We start from the raw sequence: 25,065 nt of genomic DNA, 5'->3' as shown, positions 1-25,065 counted from the left end.
TACATAGGAAAGGATTTTATATGGTGCAGAACGCGAAGGAGCGCTCGTCTTGGTCGGGTAAGTGGATGTTCATCCTCGCCGCTGCCGCAAGCGCCGTGGGTCTGGGAAACATGTGGCGTTTCCCGTACCTGGCGGCAAAGTATGGCGGAGGCATGTTCATTCTCACTTATGTCGTACTTGTCTTCACGTTCGGCATTTCCATGTTGCTGCTCGAGATTGCCCTTGGTCGCAAGACGGGGCAGTCGGTCATTGGCGCGTATAGCTCGTTTGGCAAAAAGTATTCATTCATCGGCGTGCTTGCTGCTGCCGTGCCTTTTATCATCACGCCGTACTACTGCATCATCGGCGGCTGGGTTGCCAAGTATGCCACCAGCTACCTGGTGAATTCTCCTGCCGAAATCGCCGATGGCGGCACGTTCTTCGTGAACTTCATCACCAGCCCCGATAGCAGCTTCGTGTTCATGCTGCTGTTCATGGCCGTGGTGTTCCTCATCGTGTCGCTGGGCGTGAAGGGCGGCATCGAAAAGGCAAACCTCATCATGATGCCCCTGCTGCTGGTGGCGGCATTGGCCATTGCCATCTACGTGCTTACCTGGCCCGGTGCTACCGACGGTCTGGCGTATTATCTGCTGCCCGATTTCAGCAAGTTCTCGCCCGAACTGCTCATTGGCGCGCTCGGCCAGATGTTCTACAGCCTTTCTTTGGCCATGGGCATTATGGTCACCTATGGTTCCTATCTGGACAAGAAGGAAAGCCTCACGCGCAGCGTTCCCTGGATCGGCGGTACCGACCTGGTAGTCTCCACGCTGGCTGGCCTTATGATCGTGCCTGCTGCGTTCATCGCCATGGGTTCCGCGGAAGCGGTAGCTGCGAAGAGTGGCCCTTCCCTCATGTTCATCACGCTGCCCACGGTGTTCGAGCAGATGGGCGGCATCGCCCCCATCATTGGCTTCGCGTTCTTCGTGCTGGTGCTGTTCGCCGCTCTCACGAGCGCCATTTCCCTGGCCGAAGCCTGCGTTTCCATCATCGCCGACGGCACGGGCTGGACGCGTCGTAAGTCGCTTATCGTCACCATTCTCGTTGTCGTCATCGCCGGCGTGTTCGTGAACCTGGGCTACAACGGGCTTTCGTTCCTGGAGCCGCTGGGCGAGGGCAGCACGCTGCTCGACCTGTTCGACTTCATTTCCAATTCGGTGCTCATGCCCATCGTGGCCCTGCTCACCGTCATCTTCGTTGGCTGGATCGTGAAGCCGAAGGTCATCGTCGAAGAAGTGAAGCGCTCCAGCAAGTTCCGCCTGGAAGGCGTATGGGTGGTCATGATTAAGTACGTCAGCCCCATCCTGTTGGCCATCATCCTGGTCGCTTACGTAGGCGCCCAGTTTGGGCTCTTTAGCATCTAACCCTTTCCGCCCGGGGCGATCTGCGAGTCGTCCCGGGCGGCGGGGCGCATAACCCGGCGGGGCACCCGCTCCGCTGCTCGCACGGCGCGTGTTGCTGGAACCATAGAGGAACGTGAGGTTTTCCCTCGCGTTCCTCTTTTGTTTTGCGGGTGGGTGCGCCGGGCTCGTGCGCTTCGCTGTTCGCCCTGATGTGAGTGGGTGTTGGTTGCCTTCTTGTCTCCTTGTTACCGCGATTGGGGAAGGTGATTCTTTCGGATTCGCATAGTATGCAATCGGAACGATATCATTTCCCCTGATAAAGTACGGTTTATAGGAATCCTGTGAACTGCGCGACTATTTCTAAAATGACGGTTCCGTAACGAAAAAAATGTGCTAGCAAATCCACGAATTGGGACTTTTGCCACCTCAGATGATGCTACAATTGTGAAGTTGGTATGAAGGGGGCAGAGTGAGCTTTTCTGCCGCTCGCTCTATACCTGCATTCCATCGTTCATCGCCCTTTGCTTATGGGGGTTGGGTCCGTGCGATTGAGGAAGGTGATCGAATGAGTGGGTCTGCAAGCATACGCAACTCGCGTATGAAATTCGCCAAGGGGGTGCTAAGCGCTTTCATGGCCGTTGTTACGGTGGTGGGTTTCACGCCCATCGTTCCGTATCAGGCGCATGCCGTCGAGCCTGAATCCGCTCCACCAGCTTCGGTACAAGTAGCGGAAGAGGCTGCGCAGCTTTCCGCTCAGGAATCGGTTGATATTGCGCAAACGTCAGTTTCGTCAGATACGACAACGCAGGCAGATCCTGATGAGGCTGCAACTCAGGGCGCTGCCCAACTTCAGCCCGCGAGCGAGGGCGATGCTCAGCTCAGTCCCGCGGATAACGTGGTAGGTGTTTCCTGCATTTGGAATAACCAGTACTACGTAACGGTTGCCGAAGCGATTGCTGCCATCGATGCAGACGATACCGTTACGCAAGCCACCATCACCATGATTGGTAATTCGTCGGAAACCAGCGACGCCCTCATTAAGAAGGACATCACGCTTCTGCTCGAGGGCAAGACGCTCGATATGAATACTCAGGCGTGGGTTGTCTCTGGCGACAATGCCGCTCTTAGCATTTCCACTTCCGCGGATGGCGGCAAGATTACCGCTTCCGGTCACGACGCTATCTCGATCCAGGCGGGCGAACTCACGCTCGACTCGGGCGAAATTAACGTTACCGGCCTGGACGCCGGGGACGAAGCCGCAATCATGGTTGGCGAAGACGGTTCGTTTGTCATGCGTGATGGCACGGTGTCCGCGGACAACGGCATATTTGCTGTTTCCGTTGCCGGCTCCTTCTCCATGAGTGACGGCAATCTTAACGGTGGCGTTTACGCATCGGGCAGTGCCGAGGTTGAATTGAGGGGCAGCTCCTCGCTCAACACCAACGGCTCCTCCGTCTCTCCGCTTGATGTTTCCGGTCCTGTGATTATCTCCGCTGGCGCTGGCGTTATGGTCGAAGGCAATGCGTCTGTCTCTCTGACGCATGTGTATGTCAACTCCACTTCTACCGCTCCTGGCGCGGTGGTGTACGGCGGCAATCTTATCGTCGATAACTCTATGGTGATTTCGGATGGGGGATACGGCTTGTCCGTTACTGGCGGTTCGGCGGTCGTTCAGGATAATTCGATGGTGGGAACTCTAGCCGACAATCAGTACGGCATTTATGCTGAGTTGCCCGGCTCCGTTGAGGTATTTAGCGAGAGTGCAAACGAAACGAAGATTCTCGGCCACGAAGGCTATACGGTTGGCGGAGATCTCTTGGCGGTTCTGGTTCATGCGAACGTGTTGAGCAACAACAAGATTCCGTATCAGGCAATCGAAGAGGGATATGTTTGCACGTACCTTGAGTCCAAGGATATGTGGGTCATCAACAAGGCCCCGAATGCACCTGTTGCCATTGCCCCGGTGTTCGATTACGCCGGCCAGCAGAGCATCATTAGCCTGGAGGGCGGCCAAGTCATTGGTGAGCCCGTGCAGTACGACTCGAAGGTTGTTGCCGACACCGATGCCGGATACACGCTTGAGTATCAGAAATCCGTAAGCGTTGGCGATCAGGGTAAGACCCTCATGGCCGAAAACCTGGGCGACTATAACGTTCTTGCTACGCTTAAGGATGGCTTTACCTGGGCCGACGGCACTACTGCTCCGAAGGTTGTCTCGACCACCATCATTGCGGACATCATTGCTTCGCCTACTCCGAAGGAAGATGTCGTGTATAGCGGCGCCGCTCTGAGCTTGTATACCTTCGAAGAGGGCACGGTGTTTATCGGTCACGGCACTGTTGATGACAGCACCAGCCCCTACAACGGTTATAAGTGGGTATCCACGAATAAGGGCTATACGATTTACTATCTCGATAACTCTGGGATTACCGTCGATTTCGATGCCAATACCATCAATGCGGTGAATGCTGGCTCGTACGGCATCCTTGTAAATCTAGTTGATCCGACGAACACTACGTGGCCCGATGGCTCCACGGGTGAATTTACGGTTGTTGGCACTATCCAGAAGCAGCCCGTTACGGTGCCTACTGCTGTTGAAAACGTGGTGTATACGGGCAGCGCTCAGGAAGTCATTGATTACGGCGACGGTGTAACCTTCGCTTCTGGCGCTACGTTCCCTGACGTTCCTGTTGTTACGAGTGCGGGTTATTCGATAGCGCTGACGGCTAAACCTGCTACTCCGGGTACCGCTGTTGGCCTTAACGTTAATAATGAGATTGTCGGAAACACTGCCGGAACGTATACATTTACGGCCTCCATTGCGGGCGGCTACGACAATTACGAATGGGCAGACGGTGGTAGCGCGGATAAGACGATCAACGCTACTATTGCCAAGGCTCCCGTTGATAAGCCGAAGGCAATTGACGACCTGGTGTATAACGGCGAAGCCCAGCAGATCATCGACTTGGGTGAAGGGATGGTTACTGGTTGGGACTATGACGTTCCCGCCAATCCTACCGCGATTAATGTGTATACCAATTTGGGCTACAACTTCGAGTGCGCCTACTACGCTGACTTTGCCGTTAGCGAGGGGCAGATTGTCGGAACGAATGCGGGTTCGTACGGCCCCTTCACGGCGACGCTCAACGACAACTACATTTGGTCTGATAACAGCATCGCTACCTATAGCGTAACGGGCAATATCGCCAGGAAGCCCGTGCTCGTGCCCGAGGCTATCGATGATCTTACGTACACGGGTGCGTTCCAGCAGGTAGTCGACCTCAACGGCGACGAGATTACGGCTGATAATCCCGGAAACGAAGAAAGTGACCCGTATAAGGCGGAGACGGATGGCGGGTATTACATCATCTACCCGCACAATGCGACTGGTTTGCATGTCTCTGGCGGGCAGCTTATTGCCAAGGATGCAGGCGTTTACAGCAACGTTAAAGCCTATCTCGACGATAACTATGAGTGGTTCGATGCTCCCGAGGGATATAGCGCAACGGATCCCATTCCGCTGTACCCTGCTATCGACCAGGCAGTCATTACCGTTCCCACCGTTTCCGTTGAAGGCAACACTACGGAATGGACGGGTGAGCCTATCGAGCTGATGGATCTTCAGGGCGCCGTTGTGCTGCGTACCTACGTGGAGTCTGGCAAGACGGTAGCCTACACGAACAAGGGTTATTTCCTTACCTATCCGCTCAATGTCACGTACGACAATGGCAAACTGTATGCAACGAGCGTTGGCGACTATGACATCACTGCATATCGCGAGAATGCGGATAACTACGTGTGGTCCGACGAGGTCTTGACGCCGATTACTGATCCGCGTGAATTTAGAGTTTCCATCACGAAGATCCTGACGCCTGCTCCTACGAAGATCGAGCATGAGGCATATGTCTATGATGGCGACAAAAAGCCGCTCGTCGACTTGGGCGACGCCATGATTCTGGAGTACTCGACCGATCCCGATACGGGCGTAGTTACGGCGCTTACCGATTCCGGTTATTCGCTCGTGTACGATAGCAAGCCCATCGTGGACCTCGACACCGAAACGAATTGCCTGGTTGGCACGGATGCCGGCGATTACCACATTACTGCCGTGCTCGACGAGGGCCATGAATGGGCGACGGGCGCAGATCCCGAAGTCCCCAAGGTCTTCGACGATGAAATTGCGCGCCATCAGATTACGAAGCCCATCCCCGATCCTTCTTCATTCGAGTACACGGGTGAACCCCAGGTTCTCGTTGCGGGTGGCGAGGGCTACGAGCTTTCCTGCGATGACCTCAATGTGACCATCGACGAGGAAACGGGCGATGCAATTGCCACGGAAATTGGCAAGTTCGAGATTACCGCTACGCTCGATAACAACTATGCGTGGGCTGGCGTGCCCAATCCGGACACCGAGCCGTTTGTTGCTGCGGTAAGCATCGATCGCATTGTTATCGACAAGCCTGAGTATGAGCCGCTGATTACCTACACGGGCGAGCCCCAGGTTCTCGTTGCGGGCGGTGTGGGCTACACGCTTTCCACCGACGATCCCGACGTGACCATCGATCCGGAGACGGGCGACGCCATCGCAACCGAGGTTGGCGTATACGAGATTACCGCTACGCTTGCTGAGCACTATGCGTGGGATGATGATCCCGAGCCCAGCATCGACCCCCTCGATTACGACGTCGAGATCAGCGAGGATGAGGTCGCCATTCCCGAGGCCGTTGCCAACCTGGAGTACACGGGTGAGCCTCAGGTCATCGTTCCTGGCAATGAGCATTATCAGCTGAAGATTGACAATGGTGAATGGCTCGAGCCGGGCCAGGATGCCGTGGTTATAGAGAATCAGAACTACGTTGTCACTGCGAAGCTTGTCGACTCGGACAATTACGTCTGGGAAGATGGCACCACCGAGAACAAGACCATTAATGCCATGATTTCGAAGGGCCGCATTCCCGTTCCCGCTGGAGTGGAAGAGCTCGTCTTTTCTGGCGAAGAGCAGGTAATTGCGGAAGGCGGTCTGGGTGAGTACGGTCTCGTTCCCAGCGCCGAGGCAATTGCTGCCGGTGCCGAGCTCAACCCGCTTACGGGCGACGTCCTGGCTACGGATGCGGGCACGTATCGCATCTCTGCAACCCTGGTGGACCCCGACCACTACATGTGGGCTAATGGCGCCATCATCGATCAGGAATTCGATGCGGTCATCGCAAAGAAGCCCATCGAGATTCCCGAGCAGACGCTTGAGCTCGAATACGTCCGCGATGGTCAGATTGCGCTTGAAGCAAGCGATTACTACACGTTTACTCCCTCTGCGGGTAGCCCCGTAATTACGGAGGATGGCGTTGTGGTTGATGGCGTAGGCGTCTACGCTGTAGTTGCCTCGCTCGACGACACGGCCAACACCGAATGGGCCGACAAGGCGAGCGGCGTAAGGGTGAGCACTATTACGGTTACCCCGAAGGCCATTGCGGCTCCCACGGTTGTTGAGGATCTGACCTACAACCGCGAAGCCCAGACGATGGTTGCTGGCGGCGAGGGTTATCAGCTGGCCGTGGGCACTGGCGAGCCTCTTGCCGAGGGCACTGATGCCACTGCTACCGATGCGGGCGATTACGAGATTACCGCGACGCTCTATTCGGATAATTACGTTTGGAATCTCGTTGGCAATCTCGATGGCCAAGTTCACCTGAATTGCACCATCGACCGCTATAAGGTCATCAAGCCCAAGGCGGTTGAGGGCCTGGTGTACAACCGCACCGCCCAGACGCTCGTGAAGGGCGGCGAGGGCTATACGCTTGGCGTGTACGATGGCGGCCTTCACATGACGGGTCTGCCTGATCCCGATGCAACCTTCCCCGAGGGTAAGGATGCTACCGCTATTGACGCTAACGAATACACCGTTATTGCTATGCTGGTCGATACGGATAATTATCGCTGGGTCGATGGCCTGGAAGGCACGACCGGGTATGACATTGATCCGGTAGAGCTTGATACCGAAATTGCCAAGGCCAACATCTCCACGGCTTCCGTGACGGCTTCCAACATGGCCTACACGGGTGCTCCGCTGGAGCCTGCGGCCACGGTGAAGATGGGTTCCGATACGCTCACGTACAACACCGATTACACGGTTGCGTACTCCAACAATAAGGAAGTGGGCACAGCCACCATTACCGTAACGGGCAAGGGCAACTATACGGGCACGGCCACCGGCACGTTCAAGATCGTCGAGTCGGTACCGATGTTCCGCCTGTACAACCCGAATTCGGGCGAGCACTTCTACACGCAGAGCACCAACGAGCGCGATAACCTGAAGAAGCTTGGTTGGCAGTACGAGGGCATTGGCTGGTATGCTCCTTCCAGCAGCAATACGCCGGTCTATCGCCTGTACAATCCGAATGGCGGCGACCATCATTACACCGTCAGCGTCAACGAGCGCGACATGCTGAAGAAGGCTGGCTGGAAGTATGAGGGCATCGGCTGGTACTCCGATGACGCCATGGGCGTGAAGGTACTGCGCGAGTACAACCCGAATGCGACTTCTGGTTCGCATAACTTCACCACCAGCGAAAGCGAACATAAGCATCTTGTTTCGCTTGGTTGGCGCGACGAGGGCACTGCTTGGTATGCTGTTGCCGTAGTTAGCTAACCACCACTCGTTAATCGCACGAACGAGTACCTTCCTTGGAAAGGGCCCTCCGGGGCCCTTTCCTTATGCCCTCCGTCCCTTGTTCATGGCTGGGCGTTTTTCGCCGAAATCATAGGTAGTGCATGATAGACATTATCTAGAAACAGGAATATACTGCGACGTGCATTATACGTAGCGATGAATAATGGACGAGAAATAGCATGGATGTTGTATCAAATCAGACGTATTTGGGCGTTATTTTGCACGATGCGTCGCAGGCGTTGTTGCTGCCCGATGTCGTTCTCTTGCTAGTGTTTATGGGGTATGCCCTGTTTTGCATCGGAAGCGTAGTGGTGGAGGGCATTATCGAGCGGCGGCATTTCCACGTAACGATGCCCCAGTTCCTTGCAGCGCTCAACGATGCTGCCCCCAACGAGATCGAGCAGGTGGTTCGCACGTCGGGCCTTCTGAATCGTCAGAAGGATGCCCTACTCACCGTATACGAGTACCGCGCACTGCCGGGGGATAGCTTGCTGGCGCTTATTCGTCGCACTGTCTCCGAGGAGGAAGCGCGCCGCGATAAGGTGGTGGGTCGCAACGACATCGCCTCGAAGGTTGCTCCCATGCTAGGCCTTATGGGCACGTTGATTCCGCTGGGTCCGGGCATTGCGGCGCTGGGAACGGGTGACGTCACGTCGCTTTCGCAGAGCATTATCGTTGCGTTCGACACGACGGTTGCGGGCTTGGCCACCGCTGTAGTTTGCCTGATCGTGGCGAAGGTCCGCCGTGGTTGGTACGAGAACTACATGACGGCGCTCGATTCCGCCATGGCCACCATGCTGCAGAAGATTGGCGATATGCGCGAAGCGGATTTTGGCCCCGACGTTAAACAGCCTGGTGAAACGACCATGGATACAAATCGTTCTGCTGCGTCCATCGTGTTCGCCAATGGCGCGGTGGGAGCATCCAAGGTTCCCGATGCAGAGCCTCTGGCGCAGGAAATGGCGCACGATTCCGTAAAGGCGCAGGCATAATGGCCGGGTATTATGGTGATGCCGGTTCGTTCCGACACACGCGTCGAATGCACGCGGAAAGCGACCCCCTTGCAGGCCTTGCCAACCTAAGCGACGCCATGCTCGTGTTTGCGTGCGGCATTCTGGTTGCACTGGTGGTGGCGTACAACGTTAACATTTCCGCAGCTACGCAAGTCGAAATCGACGAATCCCAGGAAGTTTCTGACGCCGATATTGAGCAGCTGCAAGATCCCGATAGCAGCGGAAGCGGGTACATTCAAAAGGGTACGGTGTATCAGGACCCGCATACGGGTAAGCTCTACTTGCTGGAAGACGGCGACGGTGCGAGTTCCAGCGATTCCTCTTCGAGCGAAGGTTCCTCTGAATGACGGAAGTAAGAGGCGAATCAGCAGCCGCGCAAGAGGAGCGCATCATAGAAGAACATCTTGCCCAGGAGGCGGAGCGTGCTCTCAATCGCAAGCTCTCGCCGTGGGTGAAGCTGGGCATCGTTGCGGCGTTCGTGGTGGTGTTCTTTGGCAGCTTTATGCTGGGTAGGTACCCCGTCATGCCCGTGGAATGGTTCCAGGGCGTGATAGCTCATTTCGCGCATCTTATCGACCCAAGTGCGCCCATCGATGGAACGTTGGAAAACGTGCTGTTCAAGATACGCTTTCCGCGCATTTGCGTGGTGCTCTTGGTGGGTGCGGCCCTGGCTGTTGCCGGCGCCAGCTATCAGGGCATGTTCAAGAACCCGCTGGTTTCGCCTGACATTTTGGGCGCCAGCGCGGGCGCCTCGTTTGGCGCGTGCCTGGCATTGCTGCTCGACCTGCCGAATGCCTACGTTCAGCTCTTTGCCTTCTGTGGCGGCATGCTGGCCGTGGGGTTGGCGGTGTGGCTGAACAAGCTCGTGCGGTACGACCCTATCCTCGGCCTGGTGCTGGGCGGCATTCTGGTGAGCACCCTGTTCCAGAGCGGCACGAGCGTCGTAAAGCTGCTGGCCGACGCGAACGACAAGCTGCCCTCCATCACGTTTTGGCTGATGGGCAGCTTTGCGAGCGAAGACGCCGATCAGCTGGCCGTAATTATCCTTCCCATGTTGGGCGGCTTCGCATTGCTGTTGCTGGAAAGCTGGAAGCTCAACGTGCTTTCGTTCGGCGACGAGGAAGCGCGCAGCATGGGCATCAACACGCGCCTGGTGCGCCTGGTGGTCATTTTCGCAAGCACGTTGGTGGTAAGCTGCTCGGTTGCCGTTTCGGGTATTGTAGGCTGGGTGGGCCTGGTGGTGCCCCATGTGGCGCGTGCCGTGGTGGGGCCCAATTATCGGGTGCTTCTGCCTGCCAGCATGATTATCGGCTCCACGTTTTTGCTGATCGTGGACGATATCGCCCGATTGATGCTCTCCGTGGAAATCCCCATTGGCATCCTGACCGCCATTATGGGCGTCCCGTTCTTCGTGATCATCTTCCGCCACAACATGAGGGGGTGGAAGTAATGGCCTTGCTGGAAGTGAAGGATCTGCATGCGTCGTATGGCGCTACAGAAATACTGCACGGCGTGAGCTTCAGCGTGGAGGCGGGTGAATTCTGCTGCATCATTGGCGCAAACGGTTGCGGCAAGACCACGCTTCTGAAGAACACGATGGGGCTACTGCACCCCACGGCGGGGAGCGTTTCCATGGACGGGGAAGACGTGCTCGCCATGGATGAGCGCGCGCTGGCGCGTCGCTTCGCCTACATTCCGCAAGAGCATACGCCGCCGTTTCCCTTTGCCGTGCGCGACGTGGTCCTTATGGGGCGTACCCCCTACCTGAGCAGGCTTTCGTTCGTTTCCGCAAAGGACCGCCGCATTGCATTCGATGCCATGTGCCAGATGGGCATAGAGGGGTTGGCGGGCGAAGACTATACGGCTCTTTCGGGTGGCCAGCGCCAGCTGGTGCTCATTGCCCGCGCGCTGGCCCAGCAGCCGCGCTTGCTAGTTATGGACGAGCCCACTGCCAGTCTCGATTTCGGCAATCAGCAGCTGGTGCTTGCGCGCATGCGCAAGCTGGCGCGTGCCGGCATGGCGGTTGTTATGGTTACCCACGACCCCGATCATGCGCTGTACTGCGCAAACAAGGTGGTCGTTATGGATGCGGGGCGGAAGCTCTGCGAGGGCACGCCTGGCGAAACGATTACGACGGAGGTTCTGCAGCGCATCTACCAGACGAGGGTCGATGTGCTTGATGTGCGTTTGGAAGACGGTCGGTTGAAGCGCGTATGCGTGCCTGCCGACGAGGAGGAGTTCTGCAGTGCATAGGGGAAAGATGAGCGCGAACGCGTCTCTGGTGAGCGAAAACAGCGTGGGTGGGGGTACCCCCAACGCGTGCGGCATGTCGCGTCGCGGGTTCATTCAGTTTGGTGGTGCGCTTGCGCTATCCGTTGCTTTGCCGCTGGGTGGGCTTTCGGCGCTTACGGGGTGTCGCTCTGCTGCTGGCGACGAGCTGTTGCTGGGCGAGCGCACCATTACCGACCATACGGGGCGTGAAGTGACGGTGCCGGTTGCCTCCTCGCTCGAGCGTGTTTACTTCACGAGCGCGTTGGCGCAGGTTTTCGTGTTCAGCCTCATTCCGCAGCTTCAGGCGGGAACAGCAATCACGTTTTCGCAGCAGGAGCTTGCCATGATGCCCGATTACATGGCCGATCTACCCAACTTGGGAAGTCTGTCTTCCAATGGGGAAATCGACCGCGAGGAGCTCATTGCGCGTGACGTGCAGGTGGTCTTCAGCATCTCGGGCACCGACCTTACGGCGTCGAATATCTCGGAAGCGGAAAAGCTGCAGGACCAGACGGGCATACCCGTAGTCCTGGTCGATGGCAGCTTCAGCCGCATTGCCGAGGCGTATCGCTTCCTGGGTGACATCCTGGGGTGCGCCGATCGCGCCGAAGAACTTGCGACCTATCTGGAAGATGTCTACGAGAACGTTTCTTCCGCTGTAGCCACGGTGCCGGAATCGGAGCGCGTGAGCGTGTATTATGCAGAGGGCCCGCTGGGCCTGCAAACGGAACCCGATGAAAGCCAACATGCTCTCGCCTTTGCGGTGGCGGGTGCGAAGAACGTCGCTGCGGTGGATGCCAATCAGGGGTTGGGCATGAGCAACGTGTCGCTCGAACAGGTCATAGCTTGGGACCCCGAGGTCATCGTGGCTTGGGATGACGCCATTCGCGGCGGTGCCGACGAAATCATTCGTACGAAGGATACCTGGGCGGGCATTCGCGCGGTGAAGAACGAGCGTGTGTATACCATGCCCAATGCTCCCTTTGCGTGGCTCGATCGTCCGCCGGGAGTCAATCGCTTCATCGGCATTCAATGGTTGGCCAATATGCTGTACCCCGATGCCTACGATGTCGACATGGTAGATGTTACGCGCGACTTCTATAGTCGTATGTACTGGTGCGATATCACCGTCGATCAGGCGCTCGACCTACTGGGGAACAGCTATCCTCCCGTGGGAAGACAGGCGAAGTATACGTATTCGGGCGATGGCGCACAGAGCGGATCATCGTCGAGCGGGCTGTCGAGTGATGCGCTTACGCAACGTCAGGCGGGTGCCGACTAATGAGGCTCTCTTCTATCTGCCGTATAGCCCTGTCTTTTGTGCTGACGTTTTCGCTCACGTGGGGCGCTCAGGGGGCATTTGCGGCTGGGTCTTCCGACGCGAGTGAAGGCGCTTCTTCGAGCGCATCGGGCTCGACGGGCGCATCGGGTGAGACGGGCGCATCGGGCGATTCCGGTGGTTCGTCTACGCAGCCAACGACGCATTACGTCGAAGATATCGGCATCTACGATCACGACAGCCCGCGTACGGTGTATGCCTACGCCACGAGCAAGGCGGGGTCTGCCGAGATTAGCTCGCGGGGCGGTCAGATTGACTTTGACGCCCTTTCCATCTGGGATGATGGCTCTTCCGAGGGCGGGTATTCCAATGTGACGTGGAGCGTGGACGACGCAAGCGTGGCAACGATCGACGCCCGTTCCGGCGAACTCACGGCGAAGGCCAACGGCACCGTTACGGTTACGTGCTCTACCACGAAGTCGGGCGAGACGAATGGCTCCACGCTTGAAGCCCAGGTGAACGTCACCATTACCGGACAAGATACCGCGCCGTTCGTAACCAAGATCGTGGTGTGCGGCGAAGACGGCGTCCCCATCGATGGATCGTATTCGTTTCCCAAGGGCTCCGAGTTGGCAACGGCCGAATTGGACCTGCAGGCTGCGGTAACGGTGTACGACCCCGTTGCGGGCGCGAGCACGGTCTATCAGGTTACGCCTGCGTCGGGGCTTGCTTCGCAGACGGGCGGCGAGCTCCCCGATCTTACGTGGAGCGTGACGGTGGGTGCGTTTGGCACCGTAAGCGAAGAGGGCATATATCGCCCATCGGTGGCTGCTACGAATGAAGTGGTGGCCTCGTCTACGGCTGGTGAAAGCGGGGCGCTGGTGAGTGGCAGCGTTGCCGTTATCATGCCCGACGAAAACGACAACGGCCAGGGTAGCGACGCCCACCCGCAGGACACGCTTACCGTCGAAGCCGAATGGGAGACCCAGCCGGGCGTCATTGCCATTTCTAAGACGTTTACAGTGGGGGACCTCGAGGCCCTTGGCACGAGCGTAAAGGCGTATACCGCCCTGGGTGGCGGCTCGTACATTACGCTTACCGGTCGTGGTCCGAACTTGTATGACGTGCTGGAGGCTGCGGGGGTGGATACCAGCGGCGGCGTGAAGAGCCTGCAGGTCAAGGCGTACGACAGCGATTTTACGATCAGCTGGTCATTGCTGGGTGAGACGGGCCGTTACTTCTACCCGAATATTGACATCGGCAGCTATGCCGAGGCGGAGCCCGTGTGGCCGATGATCGCCATCGATTCGAAGGAAGCGGTCAATTCGTGCACCGTGTATTCCGCCGATGAGCTTTCCGACGCAACGCGTTTCCGTCTGCTGTTCGGCGCCACGCAGGATGGTGGCACTACCACGAGCAAGCAGATCAAGTGGATTCATACGATTCATATCGTCTTGGCGGGGTCCCCACCGGCAACGAATGGCTCCTCGGAAGGAACGGGGAGCGGAAGCGACGACGCCGATTCTGGCTCATCGCAAGGGGGGAGTACCTCGGCAAATGCGACGAGTGGTTCGGGCAGCGATTCCGCCAACGCTACGGTAGCGGGCGAAGCGTCTGGGCAAGATGACGCCTCGGATGTTACCGAGCAAGCTGATAGCGGCGCGCAGGGAACCGCCGACGATACCACCCCCGCTTCCACTTCCGAAGAGGAAGCGGAGACGCAGGATGGAAGCGCCAACGAGCGTGCCTGGTCGGTGCTCCAGGCGGTAAGCAATAACCAGTCGATTGCCGATCAGTTGGATGTCGAGAACCCGTTCGAGCCCTTTGCACTGCCCAGTGCGGCGGGGCTTGTCGCCGCGGGTGGCGTGGAGTCGTTCGTGCGATTCCGCATGCAGGTGCGCAGCCCAAAGGGCGTTGCAGTCAAATAGCGTATCGAAGGCGGAAGGGTCCGTGGGAAGGATGCATGTCTGATGAGCGTAGTGAAACGAGGAATGGCAGCCGTTTTGGCGTTGGCCTTGGCTGCGGCGTGCCTGGTGGTGGGCGTGGGTGTAGCGCGTGCCTTGTCGACCGACCCCACGTACGATTGGTATACGCCAGGCCAGAGCTCCTACGTGCTGAGCACGGTGGGCGACATTTGCGGCTTTGCCAATTTGGTAAATGGCACGGCCGACGTGGATGGCGACGGCGTGGCCGATGAGGCAGTTACGTTCCAGGGGGCCACGGTTACGGTGGCCGAGTCTTGGAACGGGTCGTATAGCTTTGGTGGCATGTCGTGGACGCCCATTGGTAGCGCCGAGCATCCCTTCCTTGGGTCGTTCAATGGCGGGGGAAGCACCTTCGACAACTTCCGCATCTGCGTGGGCACCAGCGATGCCGACGCCATCGACCGTACAAGTTACCGGGGCTTCTTTGGGTATGTGGGTGGCGACGTAAGCAACGTTGCCGTTGGCTCGAATGCAAGCCTCGTGGCGGAAAGCGACACGCTTGTGTTCAATCACGTGGGCATGGTTGCCGGGTATTGTGGCGGCTCGTTGTCCAACTGCTCGAATGCGGCTTCCGTGCGGGTGTCGTCTGATGCGGTGCAAACCAAGGACGCCCTGCAGATGGTGGGCTACGTAGGTGGTGTAGCGGGTTCGTGCGCTGGCAGTGTAACCAATTGCTCGAATGCCGGAGCGCTTACCATATCGTCGGGTACCACGCCGGAAACCGACCTGGAGACTTCGCGCATTGTGCAGTACGTAGGCGGCGTCGCAGGCTTCTGCGGCGATGAGACGCGTGTGGGAACGTCAAAGGAGGCGGTTGAGGCCGAAGCGTCGCAACATGGCAGCATTTCGGGTTGCGTGAATACGGCGCAGATCACCGTCGATACGCCGAGCACCTCGGGCGTCGATCGTTTCGGCAGCACCGCGTATGCACGCAGCGAGGCCGTGGGTGGCATCGTGGGATATAGCCAGGGTTCCGTCTCCAATTGCGTAAATGGTAGGCAGGCCTCGAATGGCAGCGTGTCTAATGTTGGGTACATTCGCGCCGAGCATGGCACGAGCGTGGGCGGTATCGTGGGGTCTTTGCGCTACTTCATGCAGTGCGACAACGTTACGAGCATTGCCTCGGGCGACGACGGCAACGAGAATGACCCCATCGTGGTTTCCGACTGCGTGAACTATGGTGACTTGTATGGCCTGAATTCCGTGGGTGGCGTTGTTGGCGCCTCGGGTAGCTATACCACCATTTCGGGTTGTATGAACATGTACAAGACGTATACCTCGGGCGATACCACGACTGAAGTTCGTTCGTACGTGGTTGCGACGCGCTGGAACAAGCCCGCACCCGCAGGCATTGTGGGCAATACGCATGGCGATGTGTGCTATTGCGCGAATTTCGCCACCATTATGAGCGCCACTTGGAGCAACGAGTCTACTCGTGACGTGAACGTGGCGAGTGGTTATTACGCGGCGGGCATCGCGGGCTTCCTCACTCCCTACGAGAAGAAGGATGAGGCCACGAATGTCTACGAGCCCTCTTCGCCCATTCCCGAATGCTATGGCTGCTACAACGAGGGCACCATCATCGCAAAGAGCGGCATGCGCCAGCGCGGCATCGTGGGCGAGAATGAAGGCTATGTGCACGACAACATTTTGGTGCGGGGCATGGTCGAAAACGACAATTGCGTATATGGCGACGAGGAAAGCGAGACGGAGGCGTCGGGTTCGGCGTCGAATAACGTGGTGTACACGACCGAGCAGCTGCGTTCCGCCGATGCCGTCGCACTGCTGAATACCGTGGGCAATGCAGGGGCGTGGAGCACGTATTGGGTCGCTTCCAATGGCGATGCGGAAAGCTACGACGCGAACATGGGCTATCCCATGATTTCGTGGAATTCGCCCTGGTCGTCTGCAACTGATTTGTCCGCGGGGACTGCCGTGGTAGCGAAAGACGCCGTGTATACGGGTGGGGAAAGCGTGCCCACCGTGAGTGTGACTCTTGCGGGGCAGGAACTCGTGCAGAATGTCGACTACTACGTTGAGCCCCAAGCGGGAGCCGTGGAGCTGGGCTCGGGGTATCTGGCTACCGTGCATGGCATGGGGGCGTATTCGGGCACCATCTCGGGCGTGTCGTATGGCATTGTTGCCGGCAGCATTGCCTCATGCAAGGTTACGGCTGATGCGGTGACCTTCAATTACGAATCCCAGATGCCCACGGAGGCATCTTTGAAGGTAATGTCGGGCAGCGTTCAGCTCGATCCTTCCGAATATCGCATTGTGAGCGTGAAGAACTCCAAGGGCGAAGAGGTGAATGCGCCCACGAACGCGGGCGCGTATACCGTGACTATCGAGCCTGCTGAGGGGTCTACCAAGTTCCAGGCGGGTACGCAGGCCAAGGGCACGTATCGCATCAAGCCCATAAGCATCATGACCGAATGCGATTTCGACAACGTCGTGTTGGAGTATGCGGGGCAAACGTATCCGTGGGTAAAGTCCACGTTGAATGACGAAGCGCTTCATCCTTCTACAACGCTTCCGTACGCGGGCGGAACGCCTGTTGAACCCAGTGTGTCGGGCGTGACGTGCACGATAAACGGCGTAGAGCATACGCTGGTAGAGGGCGTGGATTATCGACTCGTGTACGGCAATGCGAATTCCGATGATGAGGGCGCGTCTTCTGCGCATGCGAATAACGTGGGCGTTGCCGGCGGTACGACGATTGGCTCCGTGACGGTTCGCTTCGTGGCGAATTCCAACTTCTCGAATTACGCAAACATGTTCTTCAATATCACCGACTCGGGCGAGGCGCTCGATCTGGCGTATGCCACCTACAGCGCCCCCGATCAGGTGTACGATGGAACGGCGTTTACGCCTGTGACCCTGTATTACGGTGGGGCCGAGCTTACGTGTGGAACCGATTACGAAATTGAGTACCAGAATAATGTGGAAGCGGGTACGGCAACGTTTACCGCTACGGGCAAGGGTTCCTATACGGGCACGATTTCCGGGTCGTTCCAGATCATCGATGCTCCCGTGTACGAGTTGCTCTATAGCTACGACGATGTAACCGCAACGGCGGCCGTTACGGGCCTTCAGGTAAATTCGCAGCGCGATTCCGTGGACATTGTCATTCCCGCTTCGGTTGATCATGATGGCGTTACCTACGAGGTGACGTCTATCGCCAGCAATGCCTTTGGCGGCGAGCTCGAGGCCAACTACAAGGGCGACCTTGCCAATACGTCAAAGCTGAAGGTTCATGCCGTGTCTATTCCCGCTACGGTAACGGCCATCGGAAACTACGCGTTTGGCTCGGCGAACACCAGCTACGGTGGTACGTTGAGCGAGGTGACGTTCGCCGAGGGCTCTAAGCTCACCACCATTGGCGATCACGCGTTTGCATATTGCACGGGTATCACGAGTCTTACGTTGCCCGAGAACGTTGACGTTTTGGACTCTTCGGCATTCAAGGGCTGCACGGGGCTCGTTTCGCTCACGTTCCTTACGCAGGATTCCTCTCTGCCTTCGAACATTGCGACGAGCAGGACCAAGGGCGCGTTTGCAGATTGCGATGGCGTTTCGGTTACGTGCTATCCGAGTGCGACTGCCGTGCGTGAGCTTGTTGTAGCGAATAGTGACGATGTGGCTGGCACGAATGGCGGCAAGCGCTTTACATTGGTGCCGTTTAGCCTGGAAGACGCGCAGATTTCCTTCGATGCGTCTACGTACGACTATACGGGCAGCGCCATCGAGCCTACGGTGGAGGTAAGCGTGGGCGGCACGGTTCTTGCCGAAGGCACGGATTATACGCTTGCCTATTCCAACAACGTGAACGTGGGAACCGCCATGATTACCGTTGCGGGCGTGGGGTCGTGGACGGGAAGCGCCACGGCGCAGTTCACCATCGTGGCGGAAGCAGTGCCCATGAATCGTCTGTACAACCCCAATGGCGGCGAGCACTTCTATACGGCAAGCGCGTCCGAGCGCGATTACTTGGTGAAGCTGGGCTGGGTCTACGAGGGCATTGGATGGACGGCGCCCTCGAGTAGCAACACGCCCGTGTATCGTTTGTACAACCCGAATGGGGGAGACCATCACTACACGGCAAGCGTGGAGGAGCGCGACGGCTTGGTGAAGGTCGGCTGGGTCTACGAGGGCATCGGCTGGTATTCCGACGATGCCAAGACCGTTGCATTGTACAGGCAGTACAACCCCAACGCCCAGTCTGGTTCTCATAACTACACCACGAGTAAGGAAGAGAATGACATGCTCGTGAAGGTTGGCTGGCGTGCCGAGGGTATTGGCTGGTACGGCCTGTAGCGATTTGGTCATCACGGTGGCCTAGCATGGATTGATTGCCTTCTCTGAAGAGGTAATTCTCTGCAGGGGGTGTTGAGGACCTAGGCATTCGTGCATTGGTAATTATCCGCAAAAAAGAAGAAACGCGGATGAGAATAAAGGAAGGAGTTGCAGGATGGGAGAACGCGTGCAAAGTGCGTTGCTTAAATCGAGCTCAATACGAAAGGTGGTGGGATTGCTTGCGGCGGGCGTGTTGGCGCTTGCCGTGGCGGGTGCGGTTGCACAGCCTGCTCAGGCATATGCCGAGAGCACGTCGTTGATTTCCGTCTATCAGAAGACGGGCAATCATGAGGCGACGTTGGCTAAGAGCTATACCCAAGAAGAATTCGAGGCGCTGCAGAGCAGCGGTTCGCCTGTTTCGGGCCTCTATTACAAGCGTGACGTTTGGAACGTGACGACGGCAGTGACGTATGTGTCGTTGACCGACCTGCTGAGCGACGCGGGCGTGGCGTGGGGCGGTGGCGATTATGTTACCTGGGGTGGCGATGCTTCCCAGGGCAAGGCTTCTAACGAGCTGACGTACGAGGCGAATTCGCAGCTGAAGTTCTTCCCCAGCACGACGTCTTCGGAAACGGATGCCACGAGCTTCATTGCCGCTCCTATGGTGCTTTCCATTACGGAATGCACGTCGGCGGTTGAGACGACTGCTTCCGATGCGGTTACGTACAACGTTGCTAATGCTTCTACCACCAACGAAGTGCGTACGGTAATGGGTTCCCTCATCGATGAGTACCTGGCTGGATCCGGCACCACGATTGCTGGCAAGCGTCTGTGGAACCAGACCGATTCGTTGCTCGTTGTTCATAAGGGCGACCTCTCGGAGTGCACTATTTCCGCGATTGCGAACCAGGTCTTCACGGGCGAGGCTATCGAGCCTGAAGTGACGGTGACCGACGGCGATATCACGCTCGAGGAGAACGTCGATTACACGGTGGAGTACAAGAACAATACCGAGCTTGGCACCGCTACGGTGACCGTTACCGGAATGGGCAGCTACGAGGGCGAGCAGAGCGCCACGTTCCTGATTGTTTCCGATTCTGCTTCGGCTCAGGCGCTGTTCCGTCTGTACAACCCCAATTCGGGTGAGCACTTCTACACGGCTTCCGAGGAAGAGCGTGATGGCCTCACGATTCTGGGCTGGACCTATGAGGGTATCGGTTGGTATGCGCCTTCCAGCAGCTCGGTACCGGTCTACCGCCTGTACAACCCGAATGGCGGCGACCATCATTACACGATGAGCGCCGAGGAGCGTGATTGGCTGAGTGGGCTCGGTTGGAAATACGAGGGCATCGGCTGGTATTCCGACGACGCCCAAGGTGTGAAGGTGCTGCGTGAGTACAATCCGAATGCCACCTCGGGTGCGCATAACTTCACCACCAGCGAAAGCGAGCACAAGAACCTCGTTTCGCTTGGTTGGAATGATGAGGGCACTGCCTGGTATGGCGTTGCCGTAAAAGGCTAGTCCCGCTTGCCAATTGCGCAATGGCTATCACTTTGGAAGGGCCCTTCGGGGCCCTTTCCTTATGCCCTGTGGAACAGGGGACGGAGATTTTGTTTGCGTCACCATTAGCGTCTTGTTGGCCATGCATGTGCAAGGGCGAATGGGGGCGGAGGTATGTTCGTGCTGTGCTTGCTATCCTTCTTTGCGTGGAGGGCTATGCTTTGTGCAAGATGACGTTGAGCCAGCGTTCGTGGGAGCGGTTGGGGCGAACGTCCTGCGTGATCCAGGTGCGTTCAAGCGCAAGGCCCGGATGGGGGATGGATTCCAGGAATACGCGAAACGTCTCTTCGGTGAAATCGGTGAAGTATCGGCCATTGCGCATGCCTTCGCTCGTGCCGTACTTGAACGATGCGTAGGCAATGCCGTGGGTGCGCAGTGCATTGGCCATCTTGGTAATGACCTGGGCTAGTTCGTTCTTCGGTAGGTGCAGTATGGAAGAACATGCCCAAATGCCGTCGTAAGCGTTTGTTTCGCACAGGTCTTCGAATCGCTCATGTCGTACGGGGATACCGGCTGCCTCGGAGGCGACGCGGCAGAGCTCGGCGCTTCCGTCGGTGGCGGTGACGTTGAACCCTGCCGCAAGGAATTGCCTTGCGTCGCGCCCCGACCCGCAGCCGAAATCGAGTATGCGCGCGCCTTCGGGAAGCAGCGTGGTAAAAGCGCGTTGCGTTTCGCTGAAATCGACATCCAGGGTGCTCGATGCGAATTCCCCGGCGTGCGTCTCGTAATACTCGATTGTTTGCCTTGTCGTATCCAGCGTTGCTCCCTTCGTCGTGCAAGCAGGATACTGCATTCAGGCGGGTTGTGGGGTCGGTGCGTTTCGACGGGGACTACGCGCGGATGAATTCCTCGATTTCCTTCACGTATTCCTTGGTGTGTGCGGCAACGTATCCGCAATGCGGATAGCCTTTGCGAATGGTAATGCCAACGTTCGGCATGCACGTGGCGATGCCGCGGCGGGATTGGCGGAATGTGGGGTCCTTGCTGCCGTAGTCCAGATGCAAGCGTGCTTGCTGATCGGGCGTGAGCTTCGCAAGGGGGTAATTGCAGCAGGTGTGGCAGATGGCGTCGATGTCGCTTTCGGTGATGCGGTTGAAGTTCCTGGTCATCATTACGGCGCGCTCGTGTCCGTATTTATCTTCGAGTCCCTTTGATGCGTCAACGGAACGCTTGGCCGGCGAGCGCTTCTTCTGCTTGAACATGGTCCTGAAGGCGAACTCGAAGAATGGCGCGCTTTCGCGGAAGAGCACGCCATCGAACCAGGCGTGATGGATGGTGAAGCCATTGTCCAGAAAGAGGCGCCAGCCAACGGCAACGCCCAGCGAGGAGCCGTACACCAGCTCGATATCGGTTATGCCCTGTTTTACCAGGTAGTGCTTCAGCTGTGCGCATTCGTCGTCGGCGCTTACGTATGCGCCAGCATCGCCGTGACCTCCCTGGTCGGGCGCGATGATGTGGTAGGAGTTCGCGAAGTGGGGGCTCATCATGCGGTAGATGTCTTCTCCCGACATCATCATGGGTGCCAGCAGGATAACAGTGGGGTCGTCGGGGTTTCCATATTCATGTACGAACATAGTGCAGGTCCAATCAGTTTGGCATGTCTAACTCTCTATCTTCCGAGGTTACTCCTAGAACCACGAATCAGCCGAACTCTTCATCCCATCAGCTCCAATCGACACCCAAGCATCACACATCGATGAATAGGGGGAGGGTTGTTTGCGCTTACCTATTGCTCGGTATCGTGCGCGTGGAAGATTGCGTGGTTGCACGCGTTTGCCTTGTGCGTCTTCTCCTGGGCAACGCGCTTCTTCCGCATTGAGCGCTCCCATAGGCGTCTTGAAGGCTGCGTCGGAAAGACCCCAAGGCCTGAGTCCTTCCATCGCCATGCATCTGCGGTCCGGGGGAGGGCTCAACTTCCAATGCTGTATTCATCCCCATCCGCCCTGCAGGGACACTGTGAACACCACTAAAACCAGCGCTTTGCTCAGCAAAGCGCGAAGTAAAAACTGATGAACAGCGCAGCGCACGAGCGTAGGTTTAGGCCTGTAAAGGGCCTAAACCACGCGAGCAGCGGAGCGAGTGCCCAGCAGGGCGGATGGGGATGAATGCCGGGATGGAATGAAACAGGCCCCTCTCGGGACCTGCGAGAACATGTATGGCGGAGGAAGTAGGATTCGAACCCACGGAACCTTTCAGCTCAACAGTTTTCAAGACTGCCGCCTTAAACCACTCGGCCATTCCTCCGTATTCGATGGACATGCGCGAATGCGCATACCGCTCGCGTTAGCTTACCATATAATTCTGAACGTTATGGAAGAACGCGATATCGAATACATGCAGCTTGCTTTGGAGCAGGCGCGTTTGGCGGGTGCAGCGGGCGAGGTGCCCATCGGTGCGGTGGTCGTGTACCATCCCATCGACAAGGGTACGCGCAAGCCGCTTGCAGAACCGCGCGTTATCGCGCAGGCGTGCAACCGGCGCGAACGTGATATGGACCCCTCGGGTCATGCCGAATTCCTGGCCATGCTGCAGGCTTCGCGCGAACTGGAAGCGTGGCGTCTTTCCGACTGCACGGTGTACGTTACGCTCGAGCCGTGCATCATGTGCGCGGGCCTTATGCACCAGGCGCGCATTGCGCGGTGCGTGTATGGCGCAAGCGATCCGAAGGCTGGTGCGCTGGGTACGCTGTATCGCATCAATGAGGACGAGCGCTTGAACCATGCGTTTCCCGTTACGGCGGGCGTATGCGAAGAGGAATGCTCGCAGCTTCTGAAGGATTTCTTCTCCGCACGGCGTTCCGCGCGTAAGGCGGCGAAGGCCGAAGCGGCTGCCGCGAATAGTGAACCATCAACTAAGTAACCCGACTACGAACGAAGGATTACCGTGAAGACCATCAATCTTATCGCTCCTGCGAAAGTGAACCTCTACCTGGGCATTGGCGAACGCCAGGAAGGCGGATACCACAATGCGCTTACGGTTATGCATGCGCTGTCCATGCACGATGGCGTGCGTATGACGCATGTGGGTGCGGGCGAGCACGTTACGCTGTTGGAGCCTTGCGATGCCGCTCAGCCGTTGCGCGAAGTGAAGGTTGACGTAGATGCGGGCAGCGGCCTGCAGGTTGAGGCCACGGTCATCTGGCGTGAGGGCATCGAGCCTCTCGACATTCCCTCGCAGGACAACCTGGCATGCAAGGCGGTGCATGCGCTGGCGCAGGAGCTGGGCCGCGAAGAGGACGAATGCATTCGCCTGGTTATCGAAAAGCACATTCCGCATCAGACGGGCCTGGGTGGCGGCAGCGCCGACGCCGCGGCTGCGCTGTTGGGCGCGGCTCACCTGTGGGGCATTCCCGCCGATCATGAGGCTGTTGCTCATGTGGCGCAGCAGCTGGGCGCCGACGTGCGTTTCTTCCTGCATGGTGGCTGCATGTTGCTGCAGGGTCGTGGCGACGAGCCGGTGGCTACGCTGGCGCCGCGTCGCGATTCCGTGGTCATCATCCGTCCTGAAGGCGGTGTGTCCACGGCGGAGGCGTACCGTACGTTCGACGAGAGCCCGGTGTATCCCGAACCCGCTCAGCTGGAAGCTGTGCGCGCGGCGACGGAGGCCACGCAGGTTCCGCTGTTCAATAACTTGGAGGCTCCGGCGCAGAAGCTGCTTCCCGAGCTTGCCGAGATTGCCCAGTTCGCTTCGCAGGCGCCGGGTGTTGCCGACGTGCTGCTGTGCGGCAGTGGCTCGGGTACGTTTGCCGTATGCGAGTCCCACCAGGCGGCTGCGGCGCTTTCCTCGGCTGCGCAGGTGAAGGGCTACTGGACGCGTACCACGTCGTTCTCGCCGGTCCGCGCAGCGCTCCTGCCGCAGCGCTAGGCGAAGCTGCATATCGCATCATGCGCCGTGCCCCTCGGGGTGCGGCTCTTTTTTGTTTTCGGGTGCTTTTGGAAGCATGCATTCTCGTTTTGAGCGAGCGCTTTTAGATTTCCGTATCATCCCAGTTGGCACGTGCTAAAATGGCCTCAATGTAATTCGAGGGAAGGGTCTCTCATGGTGGCAATTATCATTCTGGTCGTTGTCGTTGTTCTGGTGCTTATCGTTATCGGGCTGTTCAACAACCTGGTGAAGCTGCGCAACGCCGTTGACAACGCTTGGGCGCAAATCGACGTCCAGCTCCAGCGTCGTCTCGATCTCATTCCGAACCTGGTGGAAACCGTGAAGGGCTATGCCGCGCACGAGAGCAAGACGCTGCAGGCGGTTACTGAAGCGCGCACGGCATGCATGAATGCCAGTTCGCCCGAGGAAAAGATGGAAGCGAGCAATGCGCTTTCCGATACCCTGAAGAGCCTGTTTGCCGTGAGCGAAGCGTATCCCGATCTGAAGGCAAATCAGAACTTCATTGCGCTGCAGAATGAGCTTTCCGAAACGGAAGACAAGATCAGCTACATGCGTCAGAGCTTCAACGACACGGTCATGAAGTACAACAACGCCATCCAGACGTTCCCGGGCGTGCTCGTGGCGGGCCCTATGGGCTTCACGAAGCGCCAGAGCTTCATCGCCAACGTTGGCGCCGATGTTGCTCCCCAGGTGAGCTTTAGCTAGGTCAAGCGTTCATGGCCATGCGCATGC

General features: G+C 57.8%; 15 protein-coding genes and 1 tRNA gene. 13 read left to right on the top strand and 3 right to left on the bottom strand.

Going from position 1 to position 25,065, the window contains the following annotated elements:
* The first annotated feature begins 20 nt into the window (after positions 1 to 20).
* The 10 genes from AAY81_RS07805 to AAY81_RS10620 all read left to right on the top strand — a co-directional run bounded on the left by AAY81_RS07805 (position 21) and on the right by AAY81_RS10620 (position 20,409).
* Positions 21 to 1,400, top strand: a complete 1,380-nt coding sequence (locus AAY81_RS07805) for a sodium-dependent transporter (RefSeq protein ID WP_066663564.1) — start codon at positions 21 to 23, stop codon at positions 1,398 to 1,400.
* A 577-nt stretch (positions 1,401 to 1,977) separates the two neighbouring features.
* Positions 1,978 to 8,025, top strand: a complete 6,048-nt coding sequence (locus AAY81_RS07800; RefSeq protein WP_156501507.1) for a hypothetical protein — start codon at positions 1,978 to 1,980, stop codon at positions 8,023 to 8,025.
* Between the two features lie 200 nt (positions 8,026 to 8,225).
* Positions 8,226 to 9,038, top strand: a complete 813-nt coding sequence (locus AAY81_RS07795) for a MotA/TolQ/ExbB proton channel family protein (RefSeq protein WP_066663559.1) — start codon at positions 8,226 to 8,228, stop codon at positions 9,036 to 9,038.
* On the top strand, positions 9,038 to 9,406 hold the full coding sequence (locus tag AAY81_RS07790; protein WP_066663557.1) for a DUF2149 domain-containing protein: 369 nt from the start codon (positions 9,038 to 9,040) through the stop codon (positions 9,404 to 9,406). Before AAY81_RS07795 ends, AAY81_RS07790 begins: the two co-directional genes overlap by 1 nt.
* Entirely contained in the window at positions 9,403 to 10,509 is a 1,107-nt protein-coding gene (locus AAY81_RS07785; protein ID WP_082867925.1) for a FecCD family ABC transporter permease, read from the top strand. Before AAY81_RS07790 ends, AAY81_RS07785 begins: the two co-directional genes overlap by 4 nt.
* Positions 10,509 to 11,312, top strand: a complete 804-nt coding sequence (locus tag AAY81_RS07780; RefSeq protein ID WP_066663555.1) for an ABC transporter ATP-binding protein — start codon at positions 10,509 to 10,511, stop codon at positions 11,310 to 11,312. Before AAY81_RS07785 ends, AAY81_RS07780 begins: the two co-directional genes overlap by 1 nt.
* 7 nt (positions 11,313 to 11,319) lie before the next feature.
* Positions 11,320 to 12,612, top strand: a complete 1,293-nt coding sequence (locus AAY81_RS07775; RefSeq protein WP_066663552.1) for an ABC transporter substrate-binding protein — start codon at positions 11,320 to 11,322, stop codon at positions 12,610 to 12,612.
* Positions 12,612 to 14,537, top strand: coding sequence for an Ig-like domain-containing protein (locus tag AAY81_RS07770; RefSeq protein ID WP_066663549.1), 1,926 nt, complete (start codon positions 12,612 to 12,614; stop codon positions 14,535 to 14,537). The genes AAY81_RS07775 and AAY81_RS07770 overlap by 1 nt, the downstream gene beginning before the upstream one ends.
* A gap of 42 nt (positions 14,538 to 14,579) precedes the next feature.
* The gene (locus AAY81_RS10260; protein ID WP_082867924.1) at positions 14,580 to 18,908 is read left to right on the top strand and encodes a leucine-rich repeat domain-containing protein; all 4,329 of its coding nucleotides are present in this window, start codon (positions 14,580 to 14,582) and stop codon (positions 18,906 to 18,908) included.
* A gap of 205 nt (positions 18,909 to 19,113) precedes the next feature.
* On the top strand, positions 19,114 to 20,409 hold the full coding sequence (locus AAY81_RS10620) for a hypothetical protein (RefSeq protein ID WP_205630821.1): 1,296 nt from the start codon (positions 19,114 to 19,116) through the stop codon (positions 20,407 to 20,409).
* A gap of 193 nt (positions 20,410 to 20,602) precedes the next feature.
* On the opposite strand, the gene AAY81_RS07755 is transcribed toward AAY81_RS10620, so the two are convergent.
* The 3 genes from AAY81_RS07755 to AAY81_RS07745 form a co-directional block, all read right to left on the bottom strand.
* On the bottom strand, positions 20,603 to 21,241 hold the full coding sequence (locus AAY81_RS07755) for a class I SAM-dependent methyltransferase (protein WP_066663546.1): 639 nt from the start codon (positions 21,239 to 21,241) through the stop codon (positions 20,603 to 20,605).
* 37 nt (positions 21,242 to 21,278) lie between these two features.
* Positions 21,279 to 22,022 carry an alpha/beta fold hydrolase gene (locus AAY81_RS10615; protein WP_205630820.1) on the bottom strand — a complete coding sequence of 248 codons (744 nt, stop codon included), beginning with the start codon at positions 22,020 to 22,022 and terminating at the stop codon, positions 21,279 to 21,281.
* A 582-nt stretch (positions 22,023 to 22,604) separates the two neighbouring features.
* Positions 22,605 to 22,692 (bottom strand) — tRNA-Ser (locus tag AAY81_RS07745).
* A 66-nt stretch (positions 22,693 to 22,758) separates the two neighbouring features.
* Between AAY81_RS07745 and AAY81_RS07740 the strand changes: the two genes are divergently transcribed.
* The 3 genes from AAY81_RS07740 (at position 22,759) to AAY81_RS07730 (ending at position 25,038) form a co-directional block, all read left to right on the top strand.
* Complete coding sequence (locus AAY81_RS07740) at positions 22,759 to 23,307, top strand: nucleoside deaminase (RefSeq protein ID WP_066665135.1); 549 nt, start codon at positions 22,759 to 22,761, stop codon at positions 23,305 to 23,307.
* A 24-nt stretch (positions 23,308 to 23,331) separates the two neighbouring features.
* Positions 23,332 to 24,312: a 4-(cytidine 5'-diphospho)-2-C-methyl-D-erythritol kinase gene (locus tag AAY81_RS07735; RefSeq protein ID WP_066663543.1), complete on the top strand. Its 981-nt coding sequence runs from the start codon at positions 23,332 to 23,334 to the stop codon at positions 24,310 to 24,312.
* 174 nt (positions 24,313 to 24,486) lie between these two features.
* Complete coding sequence (locus AAY81_RS07730) at positions 24,487 to 25,038, top strand: LemA family protein (protein ID WP_066663540.1); 552 nt, start codon at positions 24,487 to 24,489, stop codon at positions 25,036 to 25,038.
* The last annotated feature ends 27 nt before the right edge of the window (positions 25,039 to 25,065 follow it).

It is taken from the genome of Denitrobacterium detoxificans (assembly GCF_001643775.1).
Classification (GTDB): domain Bacteria; phylum Actinomycetota; class Coriobacteriia; order Coriobacteriales; family Eggerthellaceae; genus Denitrobacterium; species Denitrobacterium detoxificans.
The sequence above is the reverse complement of the archived record's forward strand: the minus strand, read 5'-3'. Positions and strand labels throughout refer to the sequence as shown.

What these genes read in the sequence shown, in the direction of transcription:
- AAY81_RS07795 (WP_066663559.1), top strand. Translation starts at nt 8,226, where the DNA reads ATGGATGTTGTATCAAATCAGACGTATTTGGGCGTTATTTTGCACGAT.
- AAY81_RS07755 (WP_066663546.1), bottom strand. Translation starts at nt 21,241, where the DNA reads ATGCAGTATCCTGCTTGCACGACGAAGGGAGCAACGCTGGATACGACA.
- AAY81_RS07805 (WP_066663564.1), top strand. Translation starts at nt 21, where the DNA reads ATGGTGCAGAACGCGAAGGAGCGCTCGTCTTGGTCGGGTAAGTGGATG.
- AAY81_RS07740 (WP_066665135.1), top strand. Translation starts at nt 22,759, where the DNA reads ATGGAAGAACGCGATATCGAATACATGCAGCTTGCTTTGGAGCAGGCG.
- AAY81_RS07770 (WP_066663549.1), top strand. Translation starts at nt 12,612, where the DNA reads ATGAGGCTCTCTTCTATCTGCCGTATAGCCCTGTCTTTTGTGCTGACG.
- AAY81_RS07775 (WP_066663552.1), top strand. Translation starts at nt 11,320, where the DNA reads ATGAGCGCGAACGCGTCTCTGGTGAGCGAAAACAGCGTGGGTGGGGGT.
- AAY81_RS07785 (WP_082867925.1), top strand. Translation starts at nt 9,403, where the DNA reads ATGACGGAAGTAAGAGGCGAATCAGCAGCCGCGCAAGAGGAGCGCATC.
- AAY81_RS10615 (WP_205630820.1), bottom strand. Translation starts at nt 22,022, where the DNA reads ATGTTCGTACATGAATATGGAAACCCCGACGACCCCACTGTTATCCTG.
- AAY81_RS07800 (WP_156501507.1), top strand. Translation starts at nt 1,978, where the DNA reads ATGAAATTCGCCAAGGGGGTGCTAAGCGCTTTCATGGCCGTTGTTACG.
- AAY81_RS07780 (WP_066663555.1), top strand. Translation starts at nt 10,509, where the DNA reads ATGGCCTTGCTGGAAGTGAAGGATCTGCATGCGTCGTATGGCGCTACA.
- AAY81_RS07730 (WP_066663540.1), top strand. Translation starts at nt 24,487, where the DNA reads ATGGTGGCAATTATCATTCTGGTCGTTGTCGTTGTTCTGGTGCTTATC.
- AAY81_RS07790 (WP_066663557.1), top strand. Translation starts at nt 9,038, where the DNA reads ATGGCCGGGTATTATGGTGATGCCGGTTCGTTCCGACACACGCGTCGA.
- AAY81_RS10260 (WP_082867924.1), top strand. Translation starts at nt 14,580, where the DNA reads ATGAGCGTAGTGAAACGAGGAATGGCAGCCGTTTTGGCGTTGGCCTTG.